Annotated in this window: 18 protein-coding genes; 8 read left to right on the top strand and 10 right to left on the bottom strand. The window is 64.3% G+C overall.

Annotation, left to right across the window (positions count from 1 at the left end; all coding sequences use genetic code 11):
• Positions 1-4: 4 nt before the first annotated feature.
• Entirely contained in the window at positions 5-1,582 is a 1,578-nt protein-coding gene (locus tag ACXR2T_RS08105; protein ID WP_458838341.1) for an ABC transporter substrate-binding protein, read from the bottom strand.
• On the bottom strand, positions 1,579-2,814 hold the full coding sequence (locus tag ACXR2T_RS08100) for an amidohydrolase family protein (protein ID WP_458838340.1): 1,236 nt from the start codon (positions 2,812-2,814) through the stop codon (positions 1,579-1,581). The genes ACXR2T_RS08105 and ACXR2T_RS08100 overlap by 4 nt, the downstream gene beginning before the upstream one ends.
• Before the next feature lie 104 nt (positions 2,815-2,918).
• Between ACXR2T_RS08100 and ACXR2T_RS08095 the strand changes: the two genes are divergently transcribed.
• Positions 2,919-3,284, top strand: coding sequence for a DUF2568 domain-containing protein (locus tag ACXR2T_RS08095; RefSeq protein WP_458838339.1), 366 nt, complete (start codon positions 2,919-2,921; stop codon positions 3,282-3,284).
• Here the strand turns inward: ACXR2T_RS08095 and nagA are convergent.
• The 6 genes from nagA to ACXR2T_RS08065 all read right to left on the bottom strand — a co-directional run bounded on the left by nagA (position 3,281) and on the right by ACXR2T_RS08065 (position 9,048).
• Entirely contained in the window at positions 3,281-4,453 is a 1,173-nt protein-coding gene (nagA, locus tag ACXR2T_RS08090) for an N-acetylglucosamine-6-phosphate deacetylase (protein WP_458838338.1), read from the bottom strand. The genes ACXR2T_RS08095 and nagA overlap by 4 nt on opposite strands.
• A gap of 64 nt (positions 4,454-4,517) precedes the next feature.
• Positions 4,518-5,309, bottom strand: a complete 792-nt coding sequence (locus ACXR2T_RS08085; RefSeq protein ID WP_458812997.1) for a DeoR/GlpR family DNA-binding transcription regulator — start codon at positions 5,307-5,309, stop codon at positions 4,518-4,520.
• Positions 5,296-6,153 carry a class II fructose-bisphosphate aldolase gene (locus tag ACXR2T_RS08080; protein WP_458838337.1) on the bottom strand — a complete coding sequence of 286 codons (858 nt, stop codon included), beginning with the start codon at positions 6,151-6,153 and terminating at the stop codon, positions 5,296-5,298. The genes ACXR2T_RS08085 and ACXR2T_RS08080 overlap by 14 nt, the downstream gene beginning before the upstream one ends.
• On the bottom strand, positions 6,150-7,154 hold the full coding sequence (locus tag ACXR2T_RS08075) for a 1-phosphofructokinase family hexose kinase (protein WP_458838336.1): 1,005 nt from the start codon (positions 7,152-7,154) through the stop codon (positions 6,150-6,152). Before ACXR2T_RS08075 ends, ACXR2T_RS08080 begins: the two co-directional genes overlap by 4 nt.
• A complete protein-coding gene (locus tag ACXR2T_RS08070; protein WP_458813003.1) occupies positions 7,151-8,152 on the bottom strand; it encodes an ROK family protein in 1,002 nt (333 codons plus the stop codon). The genes ACXR2T_RS08075 and ACXR2T_RS08070 overlap by 4 nt, the downstream gene beginning before the upstream one ends.
• Positions 8,149-9,048 (bottom strand): SIS domain-containing protein, encoded by a 900-nt coding sequence (locus ACXR2T_RS08065; protein ID WP_458838335.1) that lies wholly within the window; start codon positions 9,046-9,048, stop codon positions 8,149-8,151. The genes ACXR2T_RS08070 and ACXR2T_RS08065 overlap by 4 nt, the downstream gene beginning before the upstream one ends.
• Before the next feature lie 294 nt (positions 9,049-9,342).
• Between ACXR2T_RS08065 and ACXR2T_RS08060 the strand changes: the two genes are divergently transcribed.
• Genes ACXR2T_RS08060 through ACXR2T_RS08050 form a run of 3 tightly spaced genes read left to right on the top strand, consistent with a single transcriptional unit; the run spans position 9,343 to position 12,557 of the window.
• Positions 9,343-10,593 carry an extracellular solute-binding protein gene (locus ACXR2T_RS08060; RefSeq protein WP_458813007.1) on the top strand — a complete coding sequence of 417 codons (1,251 nt, stop codon included), beginning with the start codon at positions 9,343-9,345 and terminating at the stop codon, positions 10,591-10,593.
• A 47-nt stretch (positions 10,594-10,640) separates the two neighbouring features.
• Positions 10,641-11,624, top strand: a complete 984-nt coding sequence (locus tag ACXR2T_RS08055) for a carbohydrate ABC transporter permease (protein ID WP_458838334.1) — start codon at positions 10,641-10,643, stop codon at positions 11,622-11,624.
• A gap of 3 nt (positions 11,625-11,627) precedes the next feature.
• The gene (locus ACXR2T_RS08050; protein ID WP_458813011.1) at positions 11,628-12,557 is read left to right on the top strand and encodes a carbohydrate ABC transporter permease; all 930 of its coding nucleotides are present in this window, start codon (positions 11,628-11,630) and stop codon (positions 12,555-12,557) included.
• Between the two features lie 91 nt (positions 12,558-12,648).
• Here ACXR2T_RS08050 and ACXR2T_RS08045 read toward each other — a convergent pair whose 3' ends face one another.
• Positions 12,649-13,614, bottom strand: a complete 966-nt coding sequence (locus tag ACXR2T_RS08045; RefSeq protein ID WP_458838333.1) for a LacI family DNA-binding transcriptional regulator — start codon at positions 13,612-13,614, stop codon at positions 12,649-12,651.
• A 146-nt stretch (positions 13,615-13,760) separates the two neighbouring features.
• Here ACXR2T_RS08045 and ACXR2T_RS08040 point away from each other — a divergent pair, with 146 nt between their 5' ends.
• From ACXR2T_RS08040 to ACXR2T_RS08030, 3 genes are read left to right on the top strand one after another with little or no spacing between them, the layout of a single operon-like run.
• Positions 13,761-14,987: an MFS transporter gene (locus tag ACXR2T_RS08040; protein WP_458838332.1), complete on the top strand. Its 1,227-nt coding sequence runs from the start codon at positions 13,761-13,763 to the stop codon at positions 14,985-14,987.
• A gap of 26 nt (positions 14,988-15,013) precedes the next feature.
• On the top strand, positions 15,014-16,639 hold the full coding sequence (locus ACXR2T_RS08035) for an amidohydrolase (RefSeq protein ID WP_458838331.1): 1,626 nt from the start codon (positions 15,014-15,016) through the stop codon (positions 16,637-16,639).
• A 20-nt stretch (positions 16,640-16,659) separates the two neighbouring features.
• Positions 16,660-16,872 (top strand): DUF1653 domain-containing protein, encoded by a 213-nt coding sequence (locus ACXR2T_RS08030; protein ID WP_458838330.1) that lies wholly within the window; start codon positions 16,660-16,662, stop codon positions 16,870-16,872.
• Between the two features lie 135 nt (positions 16,873-17,007).
• Here ACXR2T_RS08030 and nagB read toward each other — a convergent pair whose 3' ends face one another.
• Positions 17,008-17,787, bottom strand: coding sequence for a glucosamine-6-phosphate deaminase (nagB, locus tag ACXR2T_RS08025; protein WP_458838329.1), 780 nt, complete (start codon positions 17,785-17,787; stop codon positions 17,008-17,010).
• A gap of 212 nt (positions 17,788-17,999) precedes the next feature.
• Between nagB and ACXR2T_RS08020 the strand changes: the two genes are divergently transcribed.
• On the top strand, positions 18,000-19,079 hold the full coding sequence (locus ACXR2T_RS08020; protein WP_458813023.1) for an ABC transporter ATP-binding protein: 1,080 nt from the start codon (positions 18,000-18,002) through the stop codon (positions 19,077-19,079).
• Positions 19,080-19,198: the final 119 nt, after the last annotated feature.

Genomic DNA, 19,198 nt, shown 5'->3' with positions numbered 1-19,198 from the left:
GGGGTTACTGCGCGAGCCAGGCGTCTTGGAACCGCACCGAACCGTTGGGCAGCAGCGTGTAACCGTTGACCTTGGCCGTCGCGCCCTGCAGGTTCTCGGGGAACGCCAGCGGAATGAAGGGGGCCTTCTCGGCGAGCAGACGCTGAATCTCGAAGTAGATCTTTTCGCGCTCGTCGCCATCGGGCGTGACACGCCCCTGCTCAACGAGTGTGTTCACCTCGGCGTCAGAGAAGCTCGTCCAGTACGACTTCGAGAACCCTTCAACATCGGTCTGAAACGTGATCATGCCGTTGGGGTCTGGCGCGTCTGCCTGACCGTTGTTGATCATGAAGTCGTAGTCGAGGTTTGAGTAGACCCGCTCCTTGAACACGGCATAGTCGAGCGACTCGATCTTGACGGTGATGCCAATCTCGCCCAGCTGCTCTTGCACGATCTGGGCCACCTGCGCGAACTCGGGTTTATCGTTCCGAATCACAAGCGTTGTCACGAACCCGTCTGCAAACTTCGATTTGCTGAGTTCTGCCTTTGCCGCGTCAACGTCATACTCGAGGGCGTACCCCTCGTCTTGGGCCGAGTATTCGATCGCGGGCGGCACGAGCGCATTCGCAACCTCGGCCGTATCGAAGCTCGTCGCACTCGCGATTCCGTCTCGGTCGAGAGCATGCGCGATTGCTCGGCGCACGTGCTCATCGGCAAAGTGTTCATTGAGCGTGTTGAAAAACACCTGGTCGGCGGACCAGCCCGGAGCTTCGATGAGCTGCAGCTCGGCGTTGGCCGAAACCTCGGCGGCGTTGGCAGCCGGCACCTGTTCGACCGCGTCGACCTGCCCCGCGATGAGCTGCTGTTGCAACTGGGTGGGGTCAGCCACGAATTTGTACACGAGCTGCTCGAGGTAGGGCTTGCCCTCTTGCCAGTAGTGCTCGTTCTTGACAAACGAAAGGTCTCCGTTCGGATCCCATGCATCGACCACCCACGGCCCGGTGCCGACCGGGTTCTTGAAGAATTCGGCTTCGCTGACCCCGCCAAAGTCTTGCGGCAGCACGCCATTCGAGAAGCCAGCGAGCTCGGCCAAGAACGGCGTATATGCCGATTCGAGCATGATCGTGACTTCGCGCTCACCGGTCGCCTCTACCGATGCGACGGGGGCTTCGATGGGCAGCGGTGAGCCCTCCATGTTCAGGTGCCGCTCTAGCGAAAACACTGCATCTAGGGCGGTCACGTCGCTGCCGTCCGAAAACTTCAACCCCTCGTGCAGAGTGAAGACGTAGCTCAGCCCGTCGTCTGACACCTCATACTCGGCCAGCCACGGAACAATCTTGCCCGTCTCATCGAAACTCACGAGCGGTTCGAATACCTTGTCGATCGCAAACGCGTTGTTGGCGGTGATCTGCTGGTGCAGGTCGAGGTCGGTGACCGTAGCCGCGCGACCAAACGTGAGCGTACCGCCGGCTACGGGCTCCCCGGCCGCAGCCCCGGCGTCCGCGCCGGTGCCCGCTCCCGTGGCCTGCGAGCAGCCGGTGAGCGCGAGCGCCGCTGCGAGCGCTACGACCGCCAGCTTCGGCGCGCCTGTCTTGAACTTCATGATGGGTTCCTTTCGGGGGAGGCGGGCGCGACCACGCGCCCGGCAAGAATGACGGCTGAGATCGCGCCCGGGTCGCTGAGTGCCCCGGGCTCACGCGGGTCGCGGGTCAGCAGCACGGCGTCGGCCGGGGCACCCGGCGCGATGAGGCCTGCGGTGGCCCGGTTTTGATCCGGATCGACCCCCGCGCAGAGCGCCGCCCCGGCTCGCGTGGCGGCCGCGAGAGCCTCGGTGCGCGTGAGGCCCGCAGCCACGAGCGCCTCGAGCTCGAGCCCGCCGGTGCCGTGCTGCTCTGGGGTGCCAGAGTCGGTGCCGAGTGCGATCGCGAGGCCCGCGTCGCGGGCGATTCGCACGGCGCGCGAGTGGGCCTGCACCGCTTCGGCGACGCGTGAGCCAAAGCGCGCGGGCAGCTCGCCGCTCGTGATCATCGCTTCGACGAGTCGGTAGATGCGCAGTGTCGGCACGAAGGTAGCGCCTGCGGCGGCGGCGCGTTCGGCCTGCTCACGCGTAAGAAAGATGCCGTGTTCGATGCTCAGCGGCGCCTGCGGAGTGGCTTCGGCGGCCTCGATTGCGTAGTCGATGGCGGCTCCGCCCCAGGCATGCAGCATGATGCCCGCGCCGGCGCTCGCGGCGAGCTGGGCCGCCCAGCGCAGTTCGGCCGCGCTGAAGTGTGGTTCGAGGCCGGCGCCTGCCGGCGACGCGACGCCCACGGTGCCGACGAGTTTGACCCACTGGGCACCGTCTTCGAGCACACCGGCAACCGCGTGAGATAGCCCGCCGGCTGCGTCTGCCGTTGCGCGGTCGATCATGTCGATCACGTGCTGCACGCGGGGGCGCTGTGCCGCATTCCCTTCGCCGCCTTGCGCGGCGTCTACGGTGAGCCCGCCCGCGTCGCGCACACTCGTGAATCCCGCTGCCAGGTTGCGTGCGAGGCCCTGCATGGTGAGCTCGCGCGAGCGCTCTGGGCTGAGCGCTTCGCGGTCCGTTTCGTTAAAGGCGTGCCAGGCGGCGTGCACGTGCACATCAACAAGACCAGGGATCAGCCACAGGCCGCTGCCGTCGACAGCTTGGTCGTGCTCATCGCTCGGAGCGGCAGACAATGGCCGAGATTCCGTGAACTGTCCATCGATCCATGCCACGTCGAGGGGCTTTGAGAACGCGGGTTCAGCCCCGTGGCCAGACGCATCCCAGACGCGCACGTTACGCACGCTGCCGTGTTGCCCCTCATGGTTCATAGGTTCACAGTAACTCGCGCACTATCACTGGACCAAGAGGGGTGGGAACGGATGGACCATGTGCGCCAGACTTCTTCAAGCACCGGCGGGTACACTTGAGTTCCGTGACAGACACCACGCAGCCCCAGGCCCTTCGTTCGACCGCGATCCTTCAGGTCGTGCGCGAACTCTTCCACCTTGCTACGGTCACCATCATCACCGTGTGGGGGTTCGTCTCGTGGCCGCTGCCGTTTCCCGGCATCATCAGCGGCATCGGCTTTTTCGTGCTCACCGTTGTGATCTGGGCACTGTTTCTGTCGCCCAAGCCCGTGCTGCGCACCGACCGCTTTGGCCAGGCGCTGGTTGAGCTACTGCTGCTCGCGGCGGCCGTTGCAGCGCTGCTGTTCCTCGGAGTGTTCTGGGTCTGGCCCGTCGTCTTTGGTGTCGCAGGCGCGCTAGCCGGCTTCCTCGCGTCGTCCCGCCGCGGCTAGCTCGCGGCGCGCACGCCGTCCGTCCACACACCAGCCACCTCGAGCGCATCGTCAAGCAGCACCGCGTCGGCCGCGTAGCCCACGGCTAGGTCGCCGAATTTGTCTGACACCCCGAGTGCGCGGGCAGGCACCTCGGTGAGGGCTGCGATGGCTGTTTGCATGGGGACGCCGCACTCGCGCACGGCCTGCCGGAGCGCCCCGTCGAGGGTGAGCGTCGACCCCGCAATCGAAGTACCGCCGGCCAAGCGTGCGACGCCACCCTCGACGTCAACCTCAAGCGAGCCGAGCATGTAGCGGCCGTCTGCGCAGCAGGTCGCGGCCATCGCATCAGTGATGAGCGCCACCCGCCCCGGCGCCCCCGCAAATGCGAGCCGCACGACATCGGGGTGCACGTGCACGCCGTCGTTAATCAATTCGAGTGTGACCTGTGGCTCAGCCATTGCTGCCAGCACCGGCCCGGGCGCACGGTGGTGAATCCCCTTCATGCCGTTAAAGGCATGCGTCAAAATTGTGGCGCCCGCGGCAAACGCAGCCCGCGAAGCGTCGTAGTCAGATGCCGTATGGCCCACTGCTACGCGTACCCCGGCGCCAACGAACTGTTCTATCGCCGCCATGCCTCCCGGCAGCTCGGGCGCAAGCGTCACCTGCGCGATCGTGCCGCGCCCCGCGGCGATCAATCGGTCAAGATCGGGCTTCGTAGCTGCACGCAGCAGGGCCGGATCATGCGCCCCCTTAAACTCCTCGGCCAGAAACGGCCCCTCGAGGTGTGACCCGAGCACGCCCAGCCCGCGCCCCGTCAGGTCTCGAATGCGGGCCACCTGCTCCTCGAGCACCTCAATCGGTGCGGTGACGAGCGACAGCACCGCACGGGTCGTGCCGTGGCTCCGGTGCACCGCGAGCGCATTTTCAATCGCCCCTGGCTCAGCATCACCGAACGATGCCCCGCCCGCCCCGTGACAGTGCATGTCAATAAAGCCGGGCACGAGCGTGTGCCCGCTTCCATCGACGACTTCGACGGCGGCAGCATCGGGCAGGGCCTCGATCTCAGCCCGCCAGCCGGATCCGGAGCCGCGTGAGGCGACCCGCCCAGCAGCGAGCAGCACCCAGGTGTCGGCCGTGTCTTCACGGCCTGTGAGCAGCCGTAAGGAGTGGATGACGGTCGCGGTCATGCGTGACTCAATTCTCTTGCAGAGGTGAAGCGGTGAAGCGATGTGGCTGTGGGGCACCCTGTCGCTAGGGCGCGACGATGATCTCGTAGCCGCGACCGACGAGCGCGGTGTGATCGGCGTCAGTGATTCCGTCGTCGGTGATGATCGTATCGAAGCGTTCGGGCCCGCCCATACCGGCGAACGCCTTGCGGCCGATCTTCGACGAATCGACGACGAGCACCGCGCGGTCTGCGCGCGTTGCCATGAGGCTGTTGACGACCGCCTCGCGCTCGTTGTGCGTCGTGGCGCCCAGGCCCGCGTTGAGCCCGTTCGCTCCAATAAATGCGAGGGTCAGCGAGACCTGTGCGAGCGTGTCTTCGGCGAACGAGCCGACGAGTTCATAGCTGCGGGGGTGCAAGATTCCGCCCGTGACCATGAGTTTCACCTGCGGCCTGGTCGCGAGTTCGGCCGCAATGTTGACGGCGTTCGTGACGACGGTGAGATTGGGCACCGGCGACGGGGCCATAATGTCGGGGCGCGTCGCGAGCTCACCCGCCACCGCCGTCGTCGTCGTGCCGCCCGAGAGCCCGACGACGTCGCCCGCGTTCACGAGCTTGCTCGCGGCGACCGCGATGCGCTGCTTCACGGCGTGCGGGTCGCGCTCGTCACGGTAGCGCAGCGGCAGGTCGTACGCGACGGTCAGGGCCTCAGCGCCACCGCGTGTGCGCGTGAGCATGCGCTGCTCGGCGAGCGTGTCGAGATCTCGGCGCGCGGTCGCCGGCGAGATGTCGAGCGTCGTGACAAGGTCGTCAATCTCGACTTTGCCGTGCTCGCTCAAGAGCTCGAGCACGGCGCGCATGCGGTCAGCCTTCGCCACGGCGCACCTCTCCTCCCGCGAACAAACTGATCAGCCGTGCGGCCTCGGGCACCACGGCCGCGCGCCCCGCGCCAATGTATTTGCGCGAGTCAACAACACCCGGCTGCGCAGCGAGCGTCTCGCGCACCGCGCGCGTAAAGAATCCCACGAGGTGCGTGGACACATTGATTTTGCGCATGCCTGCAACGATAGCCTGACTAATCACCTCGTCGGGCACCCCCGACGAGCCGTGCAGCACGAGCGGCACCGGCACCGCCGCACGCAACCTCGCGATTAGCTCAAGGTCGAGGCTGGCGGTGCGCTCATTCATCGCGTGCGATGACCCCACGGCCACCGCGAGCGCGTCGACCCCGGTCGCTTCAACAAACGCCCGCGCCTCTTCGGGATCGGTGCGCACCCCGGGAGCGTGCGCGCCGTCCTTGCCGCCCACCTCGCCCAGCTCGGCTTCGACGAACACCCCCGCCTCGCGGCACTTCGCCGCCACGCGCGCTGTAACATCCACGTTCTCGTCGTAGGGCAGCGTGCCGCCGTCGTACATCACCGAGCTAAATCCGAGGTCGACGGCTTCGTCGACGAGAGATACCCGTTCGGCGTGATCGAGGTGCACCGCGATCGGTGCAGTGCTGCGCCGAGCGATCTCGAGTGTCGCAAGCCCGATCGGTGCGAGGCCGCCGTGATAATCGGCGCAGTTCTGCGAGATCTGCAAGATCACGGAGTGCCCCGCTCGCTCGGCTGCCTGCGCGAGAGCTTCGGCGGTCTCGAGGTGCACGACGTTGAGCGCCGCCGTCGCGACACCGCGCGACTGGGAAGCTGCGAGCAGTTCGCGGGTAGTGACGAGGGTCATGCTGGGGCTCCTTCGGGGGCGGGGTGAGTGAGTTCGGTGGACGAGGTAACCACATCGAGCACGAGGCTGGGTTCGAGTGCCGCGCGGTCATGGGCGATTTCGCCCGCGAGCGGCATCAGTACCGCGGCGGCCGACCAGATCGTGGCGCGACGCAGCACCGCAGTGTCTCCGAGGGCCGCGCCGCAGGCCGCGAGGCTCGCGGCGGCCGCGACGGCGGCGTCGCCCGCGCCGGTCGGGTTGCCGACGAGCGGCGCATTGAGGCGGGCTCGGCGAGCGCGCGCACCGCTGCGCTCAAGCGGATCGCTCGCCGTCGCCAGCAGCATGCCCTCGGCACCCAGCGAGCACATCACAGTGCCTGCTCCCAGCTCGAGGAGCGCAGCCATGCCGCGCATCGGGTCGGATTCGCCCGTCGCCAGGCGCAGTTCTTCACGGTTGGGTTTGAGGAGCGCGGCGCCTGCCTGCGCGGCGACCAGCAAAAGCGGCCCCGATGTGTCGACGATGACGGGGCACCCCCGCCCAGCGCCGAGCGCAATGAGTGCGCGCAGCTCAGCTTCGCCGACCCCGGGCGGCAGGCTGCCCGAGATCACCAGAACGCCAGCGTCCGCTTCGTCGAGGGCGGCCGCGACCGCATCTACGAGAGCGGCCCACTCTTGCGGGCTCGGGGCGACGCCTCGCTCGTTGAAGATCATCGTGTCTGCGACAGTCTCGTCGTAGATCGCGACGCTGCGACGGGTCTCTGCCGAGACCGGCACCAGCGCATGTGGCACATGGCTCGTCGCTAGTTCAGCGGCGAACGCCTCACCGACCGAACCCCCGCAGGTGGTGATTGCGAGAGCCGGAAGCGCCTGCGCATGAACGACGCGCGCCACGTTGATACCTTTGCCGCCCGCGCGCACGCGCGCCGCGTCAACCCGGTGTGTGGCACCAGCATGGACAGCGTCTGCCACCCACGTCATGTCGAGCGCGGGGTTAGGGGTGACCGTTACAATCGGCTTGGTCATATGGACTTCCTCTCGGCAAGTGCGCGGGCGAACAACACAGCGCCGATGAGCCCAGCGTTCTCGCCGAGCTGGGCGGGAACCACCCTGGGGCGACGGTGAAACGTGAGACGCGCATCGAGTCGTTCCCGCAGTGGCACGAAGATGGCGTCGCCCGCGAGGCTAAGGCCGCCACCGATGACGATCGCTTCGGGCGCGATGATGCCGGTGATCTGCGCAAACGAGGTGGCAAGCGCGTCAAGCGCTTCGTTCCAAACGTCGCGTGCGCACTCATCACCTGTCTCGGCGAGCGCGAGAATATCGCGCACCCGGTCGGGCGTCTCACTCGACTCGCCACGTGCGCGCACTCGGTCACGGTAGCGCCGGGCGATCGCACCACCCGAGGCAATCGCTTCGAGGCAACCGCGCCCGCCACACTGGCATTCCGGTCCGTCGGCGACCGGGGTATGCCCAATCTCGCCCGCAAAACCACCCGCGAGGTATGGCGCACCGCCGATCACTACGGTCGCGGCGATGCCCGTGCCCAACACTACGACGACCGCGTTCTCGTAATCGCGCGCGCCACCCAGCGCGAGCTCAGCGCTACTCGCCGAGTGGATGTCGTGGTGAAACGCGACCGGCAGGCCGAGCCGCTCCTCGGCGAGCTGTCTGATGGGCGCCTCGCGCCAGCCTAGATTCGAGGCGAAGACCCCCACTCCACGCTCGGAGTCGACAATGCCAGGCACCACGATCGACGCCGCGACCGGGGTCACATCGGGGTGTGCCGAGGTGAGCTCAAGTTGCAACGCGCGCAGCCGCTCGATGATCTGCGGCGCCGCCCCCAGCTCGCCCTCAGCAATGCCGTTGGCGCTCGGCGGGCGCAGCCGCTCGACCGGTGTGGCCGAGCGGCCGATTCCGCGCACCTGCCCGTGCTCATCAATCAACGCCGATTTGATATCTGTCCCCCCGACGTCGAACGCGAGGACCGCTCGCCCGGGGCCGACACTGGGGAGGTCGATCACGGCTCGAGAATGACTGAGCGCGTCAGGTTGCGCGGCTGATCCGGATCAAGACCCAGCGCGAGCGCGCGTGCGAGCGAGACACGCTGGGCGCGAACGAGATCGGCGAGCGGATCTAGCGCGCTCGCTTCGATGTGCGCGCCGGTGCGCGCGACCTGCTCGGCGAGCCCCTCGGGAGCCTCGCCGAAGCGCCATGTGACGCGGCCGGGGGCCGCGATGGCGATGGGCCCGTGGCGGTACTCCATGGCTGGGTACGACTCGGTCCAGGCCTGTGCGGCCTCACGCATCTTGAGCGCTGCCTCGTGAGCGAGCCCCACCGTCCAGCCGCGGCCGAGAAAGCTCACCTGTTCGGCGTCGAGCAGTGCCGCAGGCAGCTCTTCTGCGACCGCGATGCGCGCATCGGCGATCGCCTGCGTCAGGTCTACGCCAAGCGAGGCGCGAAAGAGGGCAAGCGCGGTGGTGGCGAAGCGGGTCTGCACGACCGACTGCTCATCGGCGAACGGCAGCAGAATGGCCTCGTCGACGAGGCCCGGCAGCGGTGACTCGGGGTCACCGATCACGCCGATGGTCTTCACGCTGCCGCGCAGGCGCTCGATGATCTCGAGCACCTCGCTCGTCGTGCCGGATCGGGTGAGCGCGACGATCGAGTCATAGCCACGATCAACGAAGGCCTCTGACGCGGCGAACGCGTCGGTGACGCCCTGCCCCGTCGACTCACGCAGGTGTGCATATGACTGTGCCATAAACCACGAGGTGCCGCAGCCGATCACTGCGACCCGCTCGCCGGCCTGAGGCAGCTGAGCGTGTGCGTCGGTCATGTGGGCGACACGCGCCCACGTGTCGGGCTGAGAAGCGATCTCCTCGGCCATGAAAGCCCCTGGCTGTCGTGTCTGCGTCATTGCTACTCCGCCTTCGCGATCGAATAAGTGATTAGAAATGATTGTCACACATGAGTTTCGATCATTTCAATGGGTGATTTATGACAATTCTCTCATATAACCGATTTCTTGCGTTATTTTTGCACTAAGTTGATAACGAAATGATTTTGGAGCTTGACGAAGCAGCATTTTGCCCCAATAGTGGTTTCATCCAGACGTTCATTTGATGAAATTCGCTGGAATCGGCCCGTAAGAGTCGAACTTGCAGAGACGCAAACGCTCATAACCATGAGCGATTCAGAGTGAGGAAGTTCAATGAAGAAATCCATCAGGCTAGGAACTGTTGCCGTCGCGGCGACCGCGGCACTCGCACTCACATCGTGTGGCTTCAGTGGCGGGGCATCGGGCGGCGGAGACGACAAGGACGGCGCAACGACGCTCAACCTGCTCGTGCCCAGCTACTCCGACAACACGCAGAAGCTGTGGAACGACGTCATCGCTGGCTTCGAAAAAGAGCACTCTGACATCAAGGTGAACCTCGAGGTCCAGTCGTGGGACAACCTCGAGTCGGTCATCGCGACGAAGGTCTCGGGCAACCAGGCCCCCGATATCTACAACGGCGGCCCCTTCGTCGGCTTCGCCGCAGACGACCTGCTCTACAAGGCAGCAGATGTCACATCACCCGACACTCTCTCTGACTTCCAGGACTCCTTCCTCGAGAACGAGACCTACGAGGGCGACGCTTACGCGCTCCCTTGGATCGCCTCGGCACGCGCACTCTTCGTCAACAACGACCTCCTTGAAGAAGCCGGCGTGAAGGAAGCCCCCAAGAACTGGGACGAGCTCCTCGACACCGCCACCAAGGTTTCGCAGCTCGGCGGCGGCGTTGCGGGCTACGGCATGCCGCTCGGCTCTGAAGAAGCGCAGGCAGAAGCAGCCGTCTGGCTGTGGGGCGGCGGTGGCAGCTTTGGCGACGCCGACAAGATCACCGTCGACACCCCCGAAAACCTCGTGGGCGCCGAGCAGATCAAGAAGATGATCGATGCGGGCGCAACCCAGGCTGATCCGGGATCGACGCAGCGTTCACCCCTCATGGAGATCTTCGTGCAGGGCAAGATCGGCATGCAGGTGGGTCTGCCCCCGACCGTTGGCCAGATTGCAGACAACAACCCCGACCTGAACTACTCGATCGCACCCATTCCCACCAAGGACGGCTCGGCCATGACCGTGGGCGTCGCCGACCAGCTGATGGCGTTTAAGAACGACGAGAGCAAGCAAGAGGCGATCACCAAGTTCTTCGACTACCTCTTCGCTGCCGACACCTACGTGCCGTGGGTCTCGGGCGAGGGCTTCCTGCCCACGACCAAGAGCGGCGCCGAGGCACTCGCAGACGATGAGGCGCTCAAGCCGTTCCTCGAGGCACTGCCCGACGCTCAGTTCTTCCCGACCACGAACCCCAACTGGTCGGCCACCGACTCGGCATTCAAGGCGCTGTTCGGTCAGCTGCAGACTAAGCCTGCAGCCGACGTGCTCGCCGAGATCCAGGCGCAGTCTGACGAGGGTTAAGTCCCGTTAGACGCTATACGCCACACCACCCAGGATCGGAAGAGTAGATGACCCTCACCACCGAGCCCTCTCCCTCCTCGGGCGGGGCGGCCACAGGCCGCCCCGCCCGAGGCGGTGGGGCCAAGAAACCACCCCCCAGCCGCAAGAATTCGGGCGCGCGCGACCTACTGCAAGCGCTGCCCTGGATCGCCCCTGCGCTGCTGCTCATTGTCGGCGTGGTCTTCTTTCCCGCCGGTCTCATGTTCTTCAACTCAACACGCAAGATCTCACAGTCGGGCGTCGACAAGGGCTCCGTTGGGTTCGATAACTATGCGACCGTGTTTGGGTTCGCCGAGTTCTGGCCGATCCTGTTTCGCACGATCATTTGGGTCGTCGTGGTCGTCGCGTTCACCGTCGCGCTGTCGCTCGTGATCGCGCAAGTGCTCAACAAGGCGTTTCCCGGGCGCAAGCTCGTACGCCTCGCCGTGATCGTGCCGTGGGCGGCCTCGGTCGTTATGACCACGATGGTGTTCTACTACGGCCTCGAGCCCTACTTCGGTATCATCAACAAGTTCTTGGTCGACGTCGGGCTCATCGACACACCCGAAGGCTTCGGCTGGACCCGCAACGCCGACACCGCATTCGCCTGGTCGATTGTGATCGCCATCTTTGTGTCGCTGCCGTTTACGACCTACACGATTCTCGCGGGGCTCCAAGCTATTCCCGGCGAGACACTCGAAGCCGCCCGGGTCGACGGCGCGGGCCCTGCCCGCGCGTACTTCTCCGTGGTGCTGCCCCAGCTGCGCAGCGCACTGGCTGTCGCGATCCTGATCAATATTATTAACGTCTTTAACTCGCTGCCGATCTTGCGCATCATGACCGGATCAATTCCCGGCTACGACGCCGACACGATCATGACCATGATCTTCAAATACATGCAGGATCAGCACAAGGTCGACGTCGCGAGCGCGCTGTCGGTCGTTGGGTTCTTGATTGTGATCGTAATCGTGGCGATCTATGTCAAGGCCGTCAAGCCCATGAAGGAGGTCTAGACCGTGGCTCTCTACACCCCCAAGTCACCAGCGCCGGTCGACGACGCGACCACCGCGCTCGTTGTACCCGCCGGTCGCGCCCGCCGTCGCGTCGCACGCGGCAATGTTTCACGTGGCACGATCGCGCTGCGCATGCTCGCCGGCGCGATTGTGCTCGTTGTGTTCATGCTGCCGTACACGATCATGTTCTTTGGTGCGGTGAAGTCGAAGCCCGAGATTCGCTCGGTCGACCCGACCTACTTTCCCACCGAGTGGCGCTGGGAAAACTTCGTCACGATGTGGTCGACGCCCGAGACTCCGCTGCTGCAAAACCTGATCTCGACCATTGTGATCTCGGTGTTCGCGACGCTGCTCGTGCTGCTGGTGTCGCTGCCCGCCGCCTACTACACGGCACGCTTCAGGTTTCCCGGTCGCATGGTGTTCTTGTTTCTCGTCATCGTGACGCAGATGCTGCAGCCCGCGGTGCTCACCTCGGGCCTGTTTCGGCAGTTCATCACGATGGGCATCTCTGACACCTGGCTTGCCATGATTCTCGTGAATGCCGCGTTTAACCTGTCGTTTGCGACGTGGATCATGCACTCGTTCTTTGCTGGCGTTCCCAAGGAAGTCGACGAGGCCGCGCAGATCGACGGCGCAGGCCGCTTCACCGTCCTGTTCAAGATCAACCTGCCGCTCGTGTGGCCGGGCATTGTCACCGCGATCGTGTTTACCTTTGTGGCCTGCTGGAATGAGTTCGCGGCATCCCTCGTCATCCTGTCGACTGCTGGTAACCAGCCCATGTCGGTGGCGCTCACCAAGTTTGTGGGCCAGTACGAGACGAGCTGGCAGTATGTGTTCGCCGTTTCGATCGTCGCGATCTTGCCCGTGGTGATCTTGTTCATGCTGATCGAGAAGCGCCTCGTCAGCGGCCTCACCGCCGGCAGCGTGAAGTAGGGCGGAGCTGCTGGGCAGGTTGTGGCCGGGCGGGCATCCGCCCGGCCACGCTTCCTTGCGCCAAAGCTCAGCGGCTGCAGCGCTCCCGAGGCTAACTCTCAGGTACAACTATGCGCGCGGCATGGAGCACGCTCTCGCGCGGGTCGGTCTCGCCGTCGATAGCCTTCAATAGTAGTTTCGCCGCTTCCCGGCCGTAGTCACGCGCTTCGAGGTCAACACCCACTACACGAGTCGGGCCTGGCTCCGTCGCCATCGTCGCGAACGTGAGCCCCTCGCCGGCGACGCCACTTGCCTGAAACGCCAGCGCATGCGTCACGGCCCCCTGCGCCACCCAGAGCAGTGCGTCACACCCCCGTTGCTCAACCTCATCAAGTAAACGAATAATCTCGGCGTCAGTTGGCGTCACCTGCGTATGCAAAATTGACGCGTTGGCTCCGTGTCGCTCGCACCAATCTCTGTACCCCGCGACAACTTCCGACGCCCACATAGGCGCCCACTCTTCCTCAATTGCTGCGATGGCCGGTCGCCGCACGCCGCACTGACTGAGCTGATCGAGCACGCTCATAGTGAGCGCGCGATGGTCGGCCGCGATCGACGCTGCAATTCGATCCTCTTGTTCACCGCGATACTCACCCACTGTGACCACGGGCACGTCGCCAATGTTCGATGAGACGGCAGCAAATGCCTTAGGCTCCGGATCAACAACCAGTAGACCGTCGATCTGTGGTCGAGCGCGTCCACTGGCGCCTGAAGTGAGCAACAACAGATCGTTTCCCGTCATTGCAGCGACATCGGCCACCCCAAACGCTAGCTCCATGTAGAACGCGAGCTCACGCACATTCGCCGGAATATGTAGCCCTATCGCCGCGTGTTTGCCACCTCGTAGTCGTTGTGCCGCGCGATTCGAAACATACCCCATGCGCGCGGCTTGGGTGAGAACTTTTTGTTTAGTGTCCTCAGACACTCGACCCCGGCCGTGGAGCGCAGAAGAAACCGCCGTCTTCGAGATACCCAATGCTCGAGCGATGTCGACAATTGTGACTGGAGAAGACGCCATAGTCGACAGTCTATGGGCGCGGCCGTGGCGCTCATGTTGCGTGGAGACGGACTGGCCCGTAGCATTACCGATGCGGGAACGTTCCCGCAGCATCCGTTTAGACGCACTATCGCGCTTCACCATGCTCGCTTGACGAAGGAGTCTCTATGCCAGCCCCTCAACCCACCACACAACCCAAGCTCGCGACTCTCACTGGCAAAGTTGTCATGGGCTTCGTTGGCACCTGGGTGTTCGCACTCATGGCGGCTAACCTCGTCCCCGTGCTCATCGCAGCCATGGTGCAAGACTTAGGCGTTGACATCGCGACGGCTGGGGCGCTCGCCACCGGCATGACCGCGGGGTCAGCCCTGGCTATGTTTGTCACAACGCGCTTCATCGCTCACGCAGATCGCCCCACGCTTGGCCGCCTTGGTCTTCTCGCCATGGTCGCAGGCTACGGTTTGGCGGCGGCATTCATGACAACGAACACGGTGATGATCGGCCTCATGCTGGGCGGCATCGGCGCCGGTGTCATGATTGCGACCGGCACCGCATCGGCTTCTGCCACGCAGAACCCCGACCGCACAGTAACCGTTGTAATGGTGATCAACCGGCTCGGCGCTACAGCACTGCTTGCGATCGCCCCGCTGTTCCACAACGACCTGCGCTCAGTACTCATTGTCATTACCGCGCTGGGAGTCATCGGGCTGATTCTCGCGGGCGGGTTACCAAACGCACCCACTAAGGGCACGGGCACCGAAGTCACCGCCACCGCCAATTCAGAGCGCAGCCCCCTCACTTGGATTGCTTTCGCCCTCGCCGCATCCATGTGCCTGTGGTCGCTCACCGAAGACATGGTGTACTCCATGACCAGTGTCCTTGCCGATCACGCTGGGCTCACACCTGAGACCTCCGGCGCACTGCTCGCTGCCAAGGTTGGCGGCGGGCTCGTGGGCGCGCTGCTCGCTCCCCTTGCACTTCGCTGGATCGGCCGAAGCTGGTCGTTCGTATTGATCATTGCGATCAGCACGATCACGAAGTTCCTCATGATCACGAGTGGATCAGCCCTGATCTACGCCGTCTCCATTGTCGTTTGGGGTGTCATGTACGGTGCGATTTTGGTGCTGGTGACCGGTCTTGCTGCGGTCATGGACGTGACGGGCCGCGTAGGCGTCGTCGTATCGGGCTTTTACCTGGCTGGTGTCGCGTTCGGCCCGCTGATTGGCGGCCAGCTGGTCGGCGTGCTCACTCCGCTGCAGTACGCGCTGATCGTCACCGCACCGAGCATCATCTTTGGGCTCGCGCTCTTCTTGATCGCACGCAGCCGTCGCAAGTATGAGGACGGCAACACCACCGCAGTGGTGATAGGCGCTGCTGAACCGGTGCACAGCTAACTGATCCGGCTCAAGAGGAGAGACACATGACACAGCAGAGTTCACCCGTCGCGGATCGCATCGTGATCGGCGCGCGCGTGCACACATTTGATGGCCACCGGCACTCTAGTGATTCGGCCCCCACCGCGGTCGCGATTACGCGGGGCCGGATCACCGGTATCGGCTCGAAGGAGTCGCTGGCTGCGCAGCTCACGCCCGACACAGTCGTTGACGAGTTTCCCGGGGCGACGATTGTTCCCGGGCTCATCGACAGCCACACCCACATCGTGTTCGGGTTGGAGCTCACGCGCGGTGTGCAGCTAACCGACCTTTCACTTGAAGAAGTATGTGCACGGCTCGCGGCTGCCGTAGCTGCAGCAGCTCCAGGCGAGTGGATCTTCGGCTGGGGAGTTGACCCAAACATCTTTACCAACACTGGATTCTCTGGCCGCGTGGTTGACCACGTAACACCCCAAAACCCTGTATTTCTACGCATGCGCGATGCCCACTCCGCGGTCGTCAATAGCGTGGCCGTAGGCCAGGTCGGGCTCACTGGGGCAGAAAAGTTCCCCGATGAGTCGGCCGTGGGTGTTGATGCAGATGGCGTTCCGACCGGGTACTTGTTGGAGCTCGCAGCGATGGATCTCGTGCTCGCTCAGATTCCGCAAGAGAGCCTCGAGTCCAAAGCGAACCGATTGTCAGAAGTGCTCAATGGCATGGCCCGCACGGGAATCACTGGCACACACGTCATGGACTTTCACGAGGGCAGTCAAGAACTCCTTGAGCTGCTAGAGACGCGCGGTGAACTACCGTTACGACTCAGGTTCTCCCCCATCATTCCGCCCGGTTCTGACATACAAGCGCTGACACATTTCGCCAGCATTCAGGGCCTGCACGGGCGCCGCTGGCGCGTCGAGGGCGTGAAGTTCATGATCGACGGAACCGTGGACAACGGCTCTGCTTGGCTTGCCGAGCCCGATTGTTACGGCGAGGGACTTCGATCGATCTGGACCGACCCCGAGGCATATCGAGCGGCTCTTCGATTCTTCGCCGAACGCGGCATCTCCACTGCGACCCACGCGATCGGTGACAGAGGTGTCGAGTTTGTACTTGACGCCATTGAAGCACTCGGCTCCATCGCAGGCAACGCACATCACCGCATTGAGCACATCGAAACTATTCCCGATGAGACAGTGCCCCGGTTTGCCGAGCTCGGGGTCGCCGCCAGCATGCAGCCGATTCATGGCGTGCGTCACACCCTCGCAGACCGCAGCGATAACTGGTCGGTGCGGCTGGGCGAGGAGCGAGCGTCACACGGCTGGAGGTCTGGCGACCTTCGCCGCTCAGGCGCCACACTGGCGCTCGGGAGTGACTGGCCTGTGACCCCGTATGACCCGCGCGCCATGATGGCCGAGTCAATACTGCGCAGGCCTCTTGCCCGCCCGGGCCTTGCCCCAGTGCAGCCTGAACAGGCGCTAAGTGTTCGTGAAGCTTTTGAGGGCTACACCACACACGCGGCACGCGCAATCGGTTCAGACGAAGAGGGCGGCATCGTGACCGGGCACAGGGCAGCGCTCACGGTATGTGCAGACGATCCGCTGGCCCTCGACGCACAAACCCTGGCCGAAATGCCCGTCTTAGCGACCTACGTCGAGGGTGCACGGGTTTTCTAGCGCCCGCTAGGCTGACGCCCATGAGCAACATCGAACCTGGCATCTACGAACACTTCAAGGGCGCACGATACGAGGTCGTAGGCACCGGTAGGCACTCTGAAACCGAAGAGGCCCTCGTGTTTTACCGCAAGCTGTACGACGACTACAGCTTTTGGGTGCGACCGCTCGACTTGTTCGCCGAGCACGTCGAGCGCGATGGCTACGCCGGCCCGCGGTTTCGCCGCATCGCGTAGCGCACAAACCCCCACTACCGCCCGCGGCGCGACGTTTTGTTTGGCCGTTGTTGTGGTTTAGCACAGCAAAAACCACAACAACGGCCAAATAGATGGGGCCCGGCCCAAGATCCGGGTGAAGCATGGGCTGAAAGCTTAGGCTGGCGCGAGCGTGCGGTAGTGCTGCACGTGGTCGTAGTAATCGCGCAGTTTGAGCTTCGAGGCTGCCGCCTCATCGATCACGACGGTCGCGTAGCGGTGCATCTGCAGTGCACTCGCCGGGCACATGGTCGACACGGGGCCTTCAACCATCGCCGCCACGGCGTCGGCCTTCGCTTCACCCTGCGCGACGAGCAGCAGCCGCCGCGCGTCGGCGATGGTGCCGAGACCCTGGGTCACGCTGTACACGGGCACGTCGTCCGGCGAGTCGAAGAACCTGGCGTTGTCGATGCGGGTTTGCTGAGCCAGTGTCTTGAGGCGCGTGCGCGACGCAAACGACGAGGTCGGCTCGTTGAAGCCAATGTGGCCGTTTGCACCGATGCCGAGCAACTGAATGTCAATGCCACCGGCTGCCACGATCTCGCGCTCGTACGCGTCGCACGCGGCGTCGAAGTCGTCCGCATTGCCGTTGGGAACGTGCACGAGCGCGGGGTTCAGCCCCAGCTGCTCGGTGACCGTTTTGCCGATAACGCTGTGGTAGCTCTCGGGGTGCTCGGGGGCGAGGCCGACGTACTCGTCGAGCGCAAACGCGCTCACACCCGTCACGTCAATCTCGCCTTCGCGTACCTTGCGTGCCAGCACCTCGTAGGTGCCCAGCGGCGATGAACCGGTTGCAACTCCAATGACGGCGTCTTGGCGCCCACGAATCACACGGGCCATTTCTTCAGCCGCACGCTCGGCAACTGCCGTCGCATCAGCAACGATGACGATCTCCAACTGACCTCCTCAGGGCCTGCGGCCGGCGGGCTCACACCCGTCGCAACCACAAAAGTTCCAAATATGCCCATCCTAAACGGTTCCACAAACCCGCCCGCGCACGCCCGCAAGCTGCTACGCTGAGCACGTCCAAAGACGGACACCGGTGATGTAACATCACCGACTTCTACAACGGATCGTCCGGCACGTACCTGCCGGTGGAGGAAAGAAACATGGCTACTGTTTCATTTGACAACATTTCGTGTGTCTACCCGGGGGCCGAGCGCCCTTCTGTCGACAAGCTCAATCTTGAGATCGGAGACGGCGAGTTTCTCGTTCTCGTTGGCCCCTCGGGCTGCGGCAAGTCGACGACGCTGCGCATGCTGGCTGGTCTCGAGGAGGTCACGTCGGGCCAGATCATGATCGGTGATCGCGACGTCACGCACATGCCGCCCAAGGACCGCGACATCGCGATGGTGTTTCAGAACTACGCGCTCTACCCCCACATGACCGTGGGTGAGAACATGGGTTTCGCGCTCAAGATCGCGGGCGTCAGCAAGGACGAGCGCGCCAAGCGTGTGCGCGAAGCAGCGCAGATGCTTGACCTCGAGGAGTACCTCGACCGCAAGCCGAAGGCGCTCTCGGGCGGCCAGCGCCAGCGTGTCGCCATGGGCCGCGCGATCGTGCGCTCCCCCCAGGCATTCTTGATGGATGAGCCGCTGTCGAACCTCGACGCGAAGCTGCGTGTACAGACACGTACACAGATCGCGTCGCTGCAGCGCCGCCTTGGCGTCACGACCGTCTATGTCACGCACGACCAGACTGAGGCGCTCACCATGGGCGACCGGATCGTGGTACTCAAGGCCGGTGAGCTGCAGCAGGTGGGTACACCGCGCGAGCTCTACGAAACCCCCGCTAATGACTTCGTTGCTGGATTCATCGGCTCGCCTGCCATGAACCTGTTCCCCGCGAACCTCACCGAGCACGGCGTACAGTTTGGTACGGCCGTCGCCGAGGTGCACCCGGGCGTGCGCGCCATGGCGACGTCGAGCCAGATCACGGCGGGTGTGCGCCCGGAGGATCTCGCACTTGCGGCCCCGGGTGAGCCAGGCCTCGAGGTGATCGTTGACCTGGTCGAGGAGCTCGGCGCAGACGGCTACCTGTACGGCCACAGCGCAGACGAGCTGGGCTTCGAAGTGGTGGCCCGCGTCGACGGACGGGTACACCCGAACGGGGGCGAGCGCGTCACCCTCAAGCCCGCACCAGGGCGCCTGCACGTCTTCGACGCGCAGACCGGCCTGCGCCTCAGCTAACCGCCGCGCCAATTAGAGAACTCGTCATGCTGCGCGACGAAGGAGTCGCTGTGAGTATTAAGTTGGCTGGTCTGGGACTGGCTGGCAGGCTAGGCACTGGCCGTTGATTCTCACTCCCG

Source organism: Leucobacter faecis, assembly GCF_054456635.2.
The sequence above is the reverse complement of the archived record's forward strand: the minus strand, read 5'-3'. Positions and strand labels throughout refer to the sequence as shown.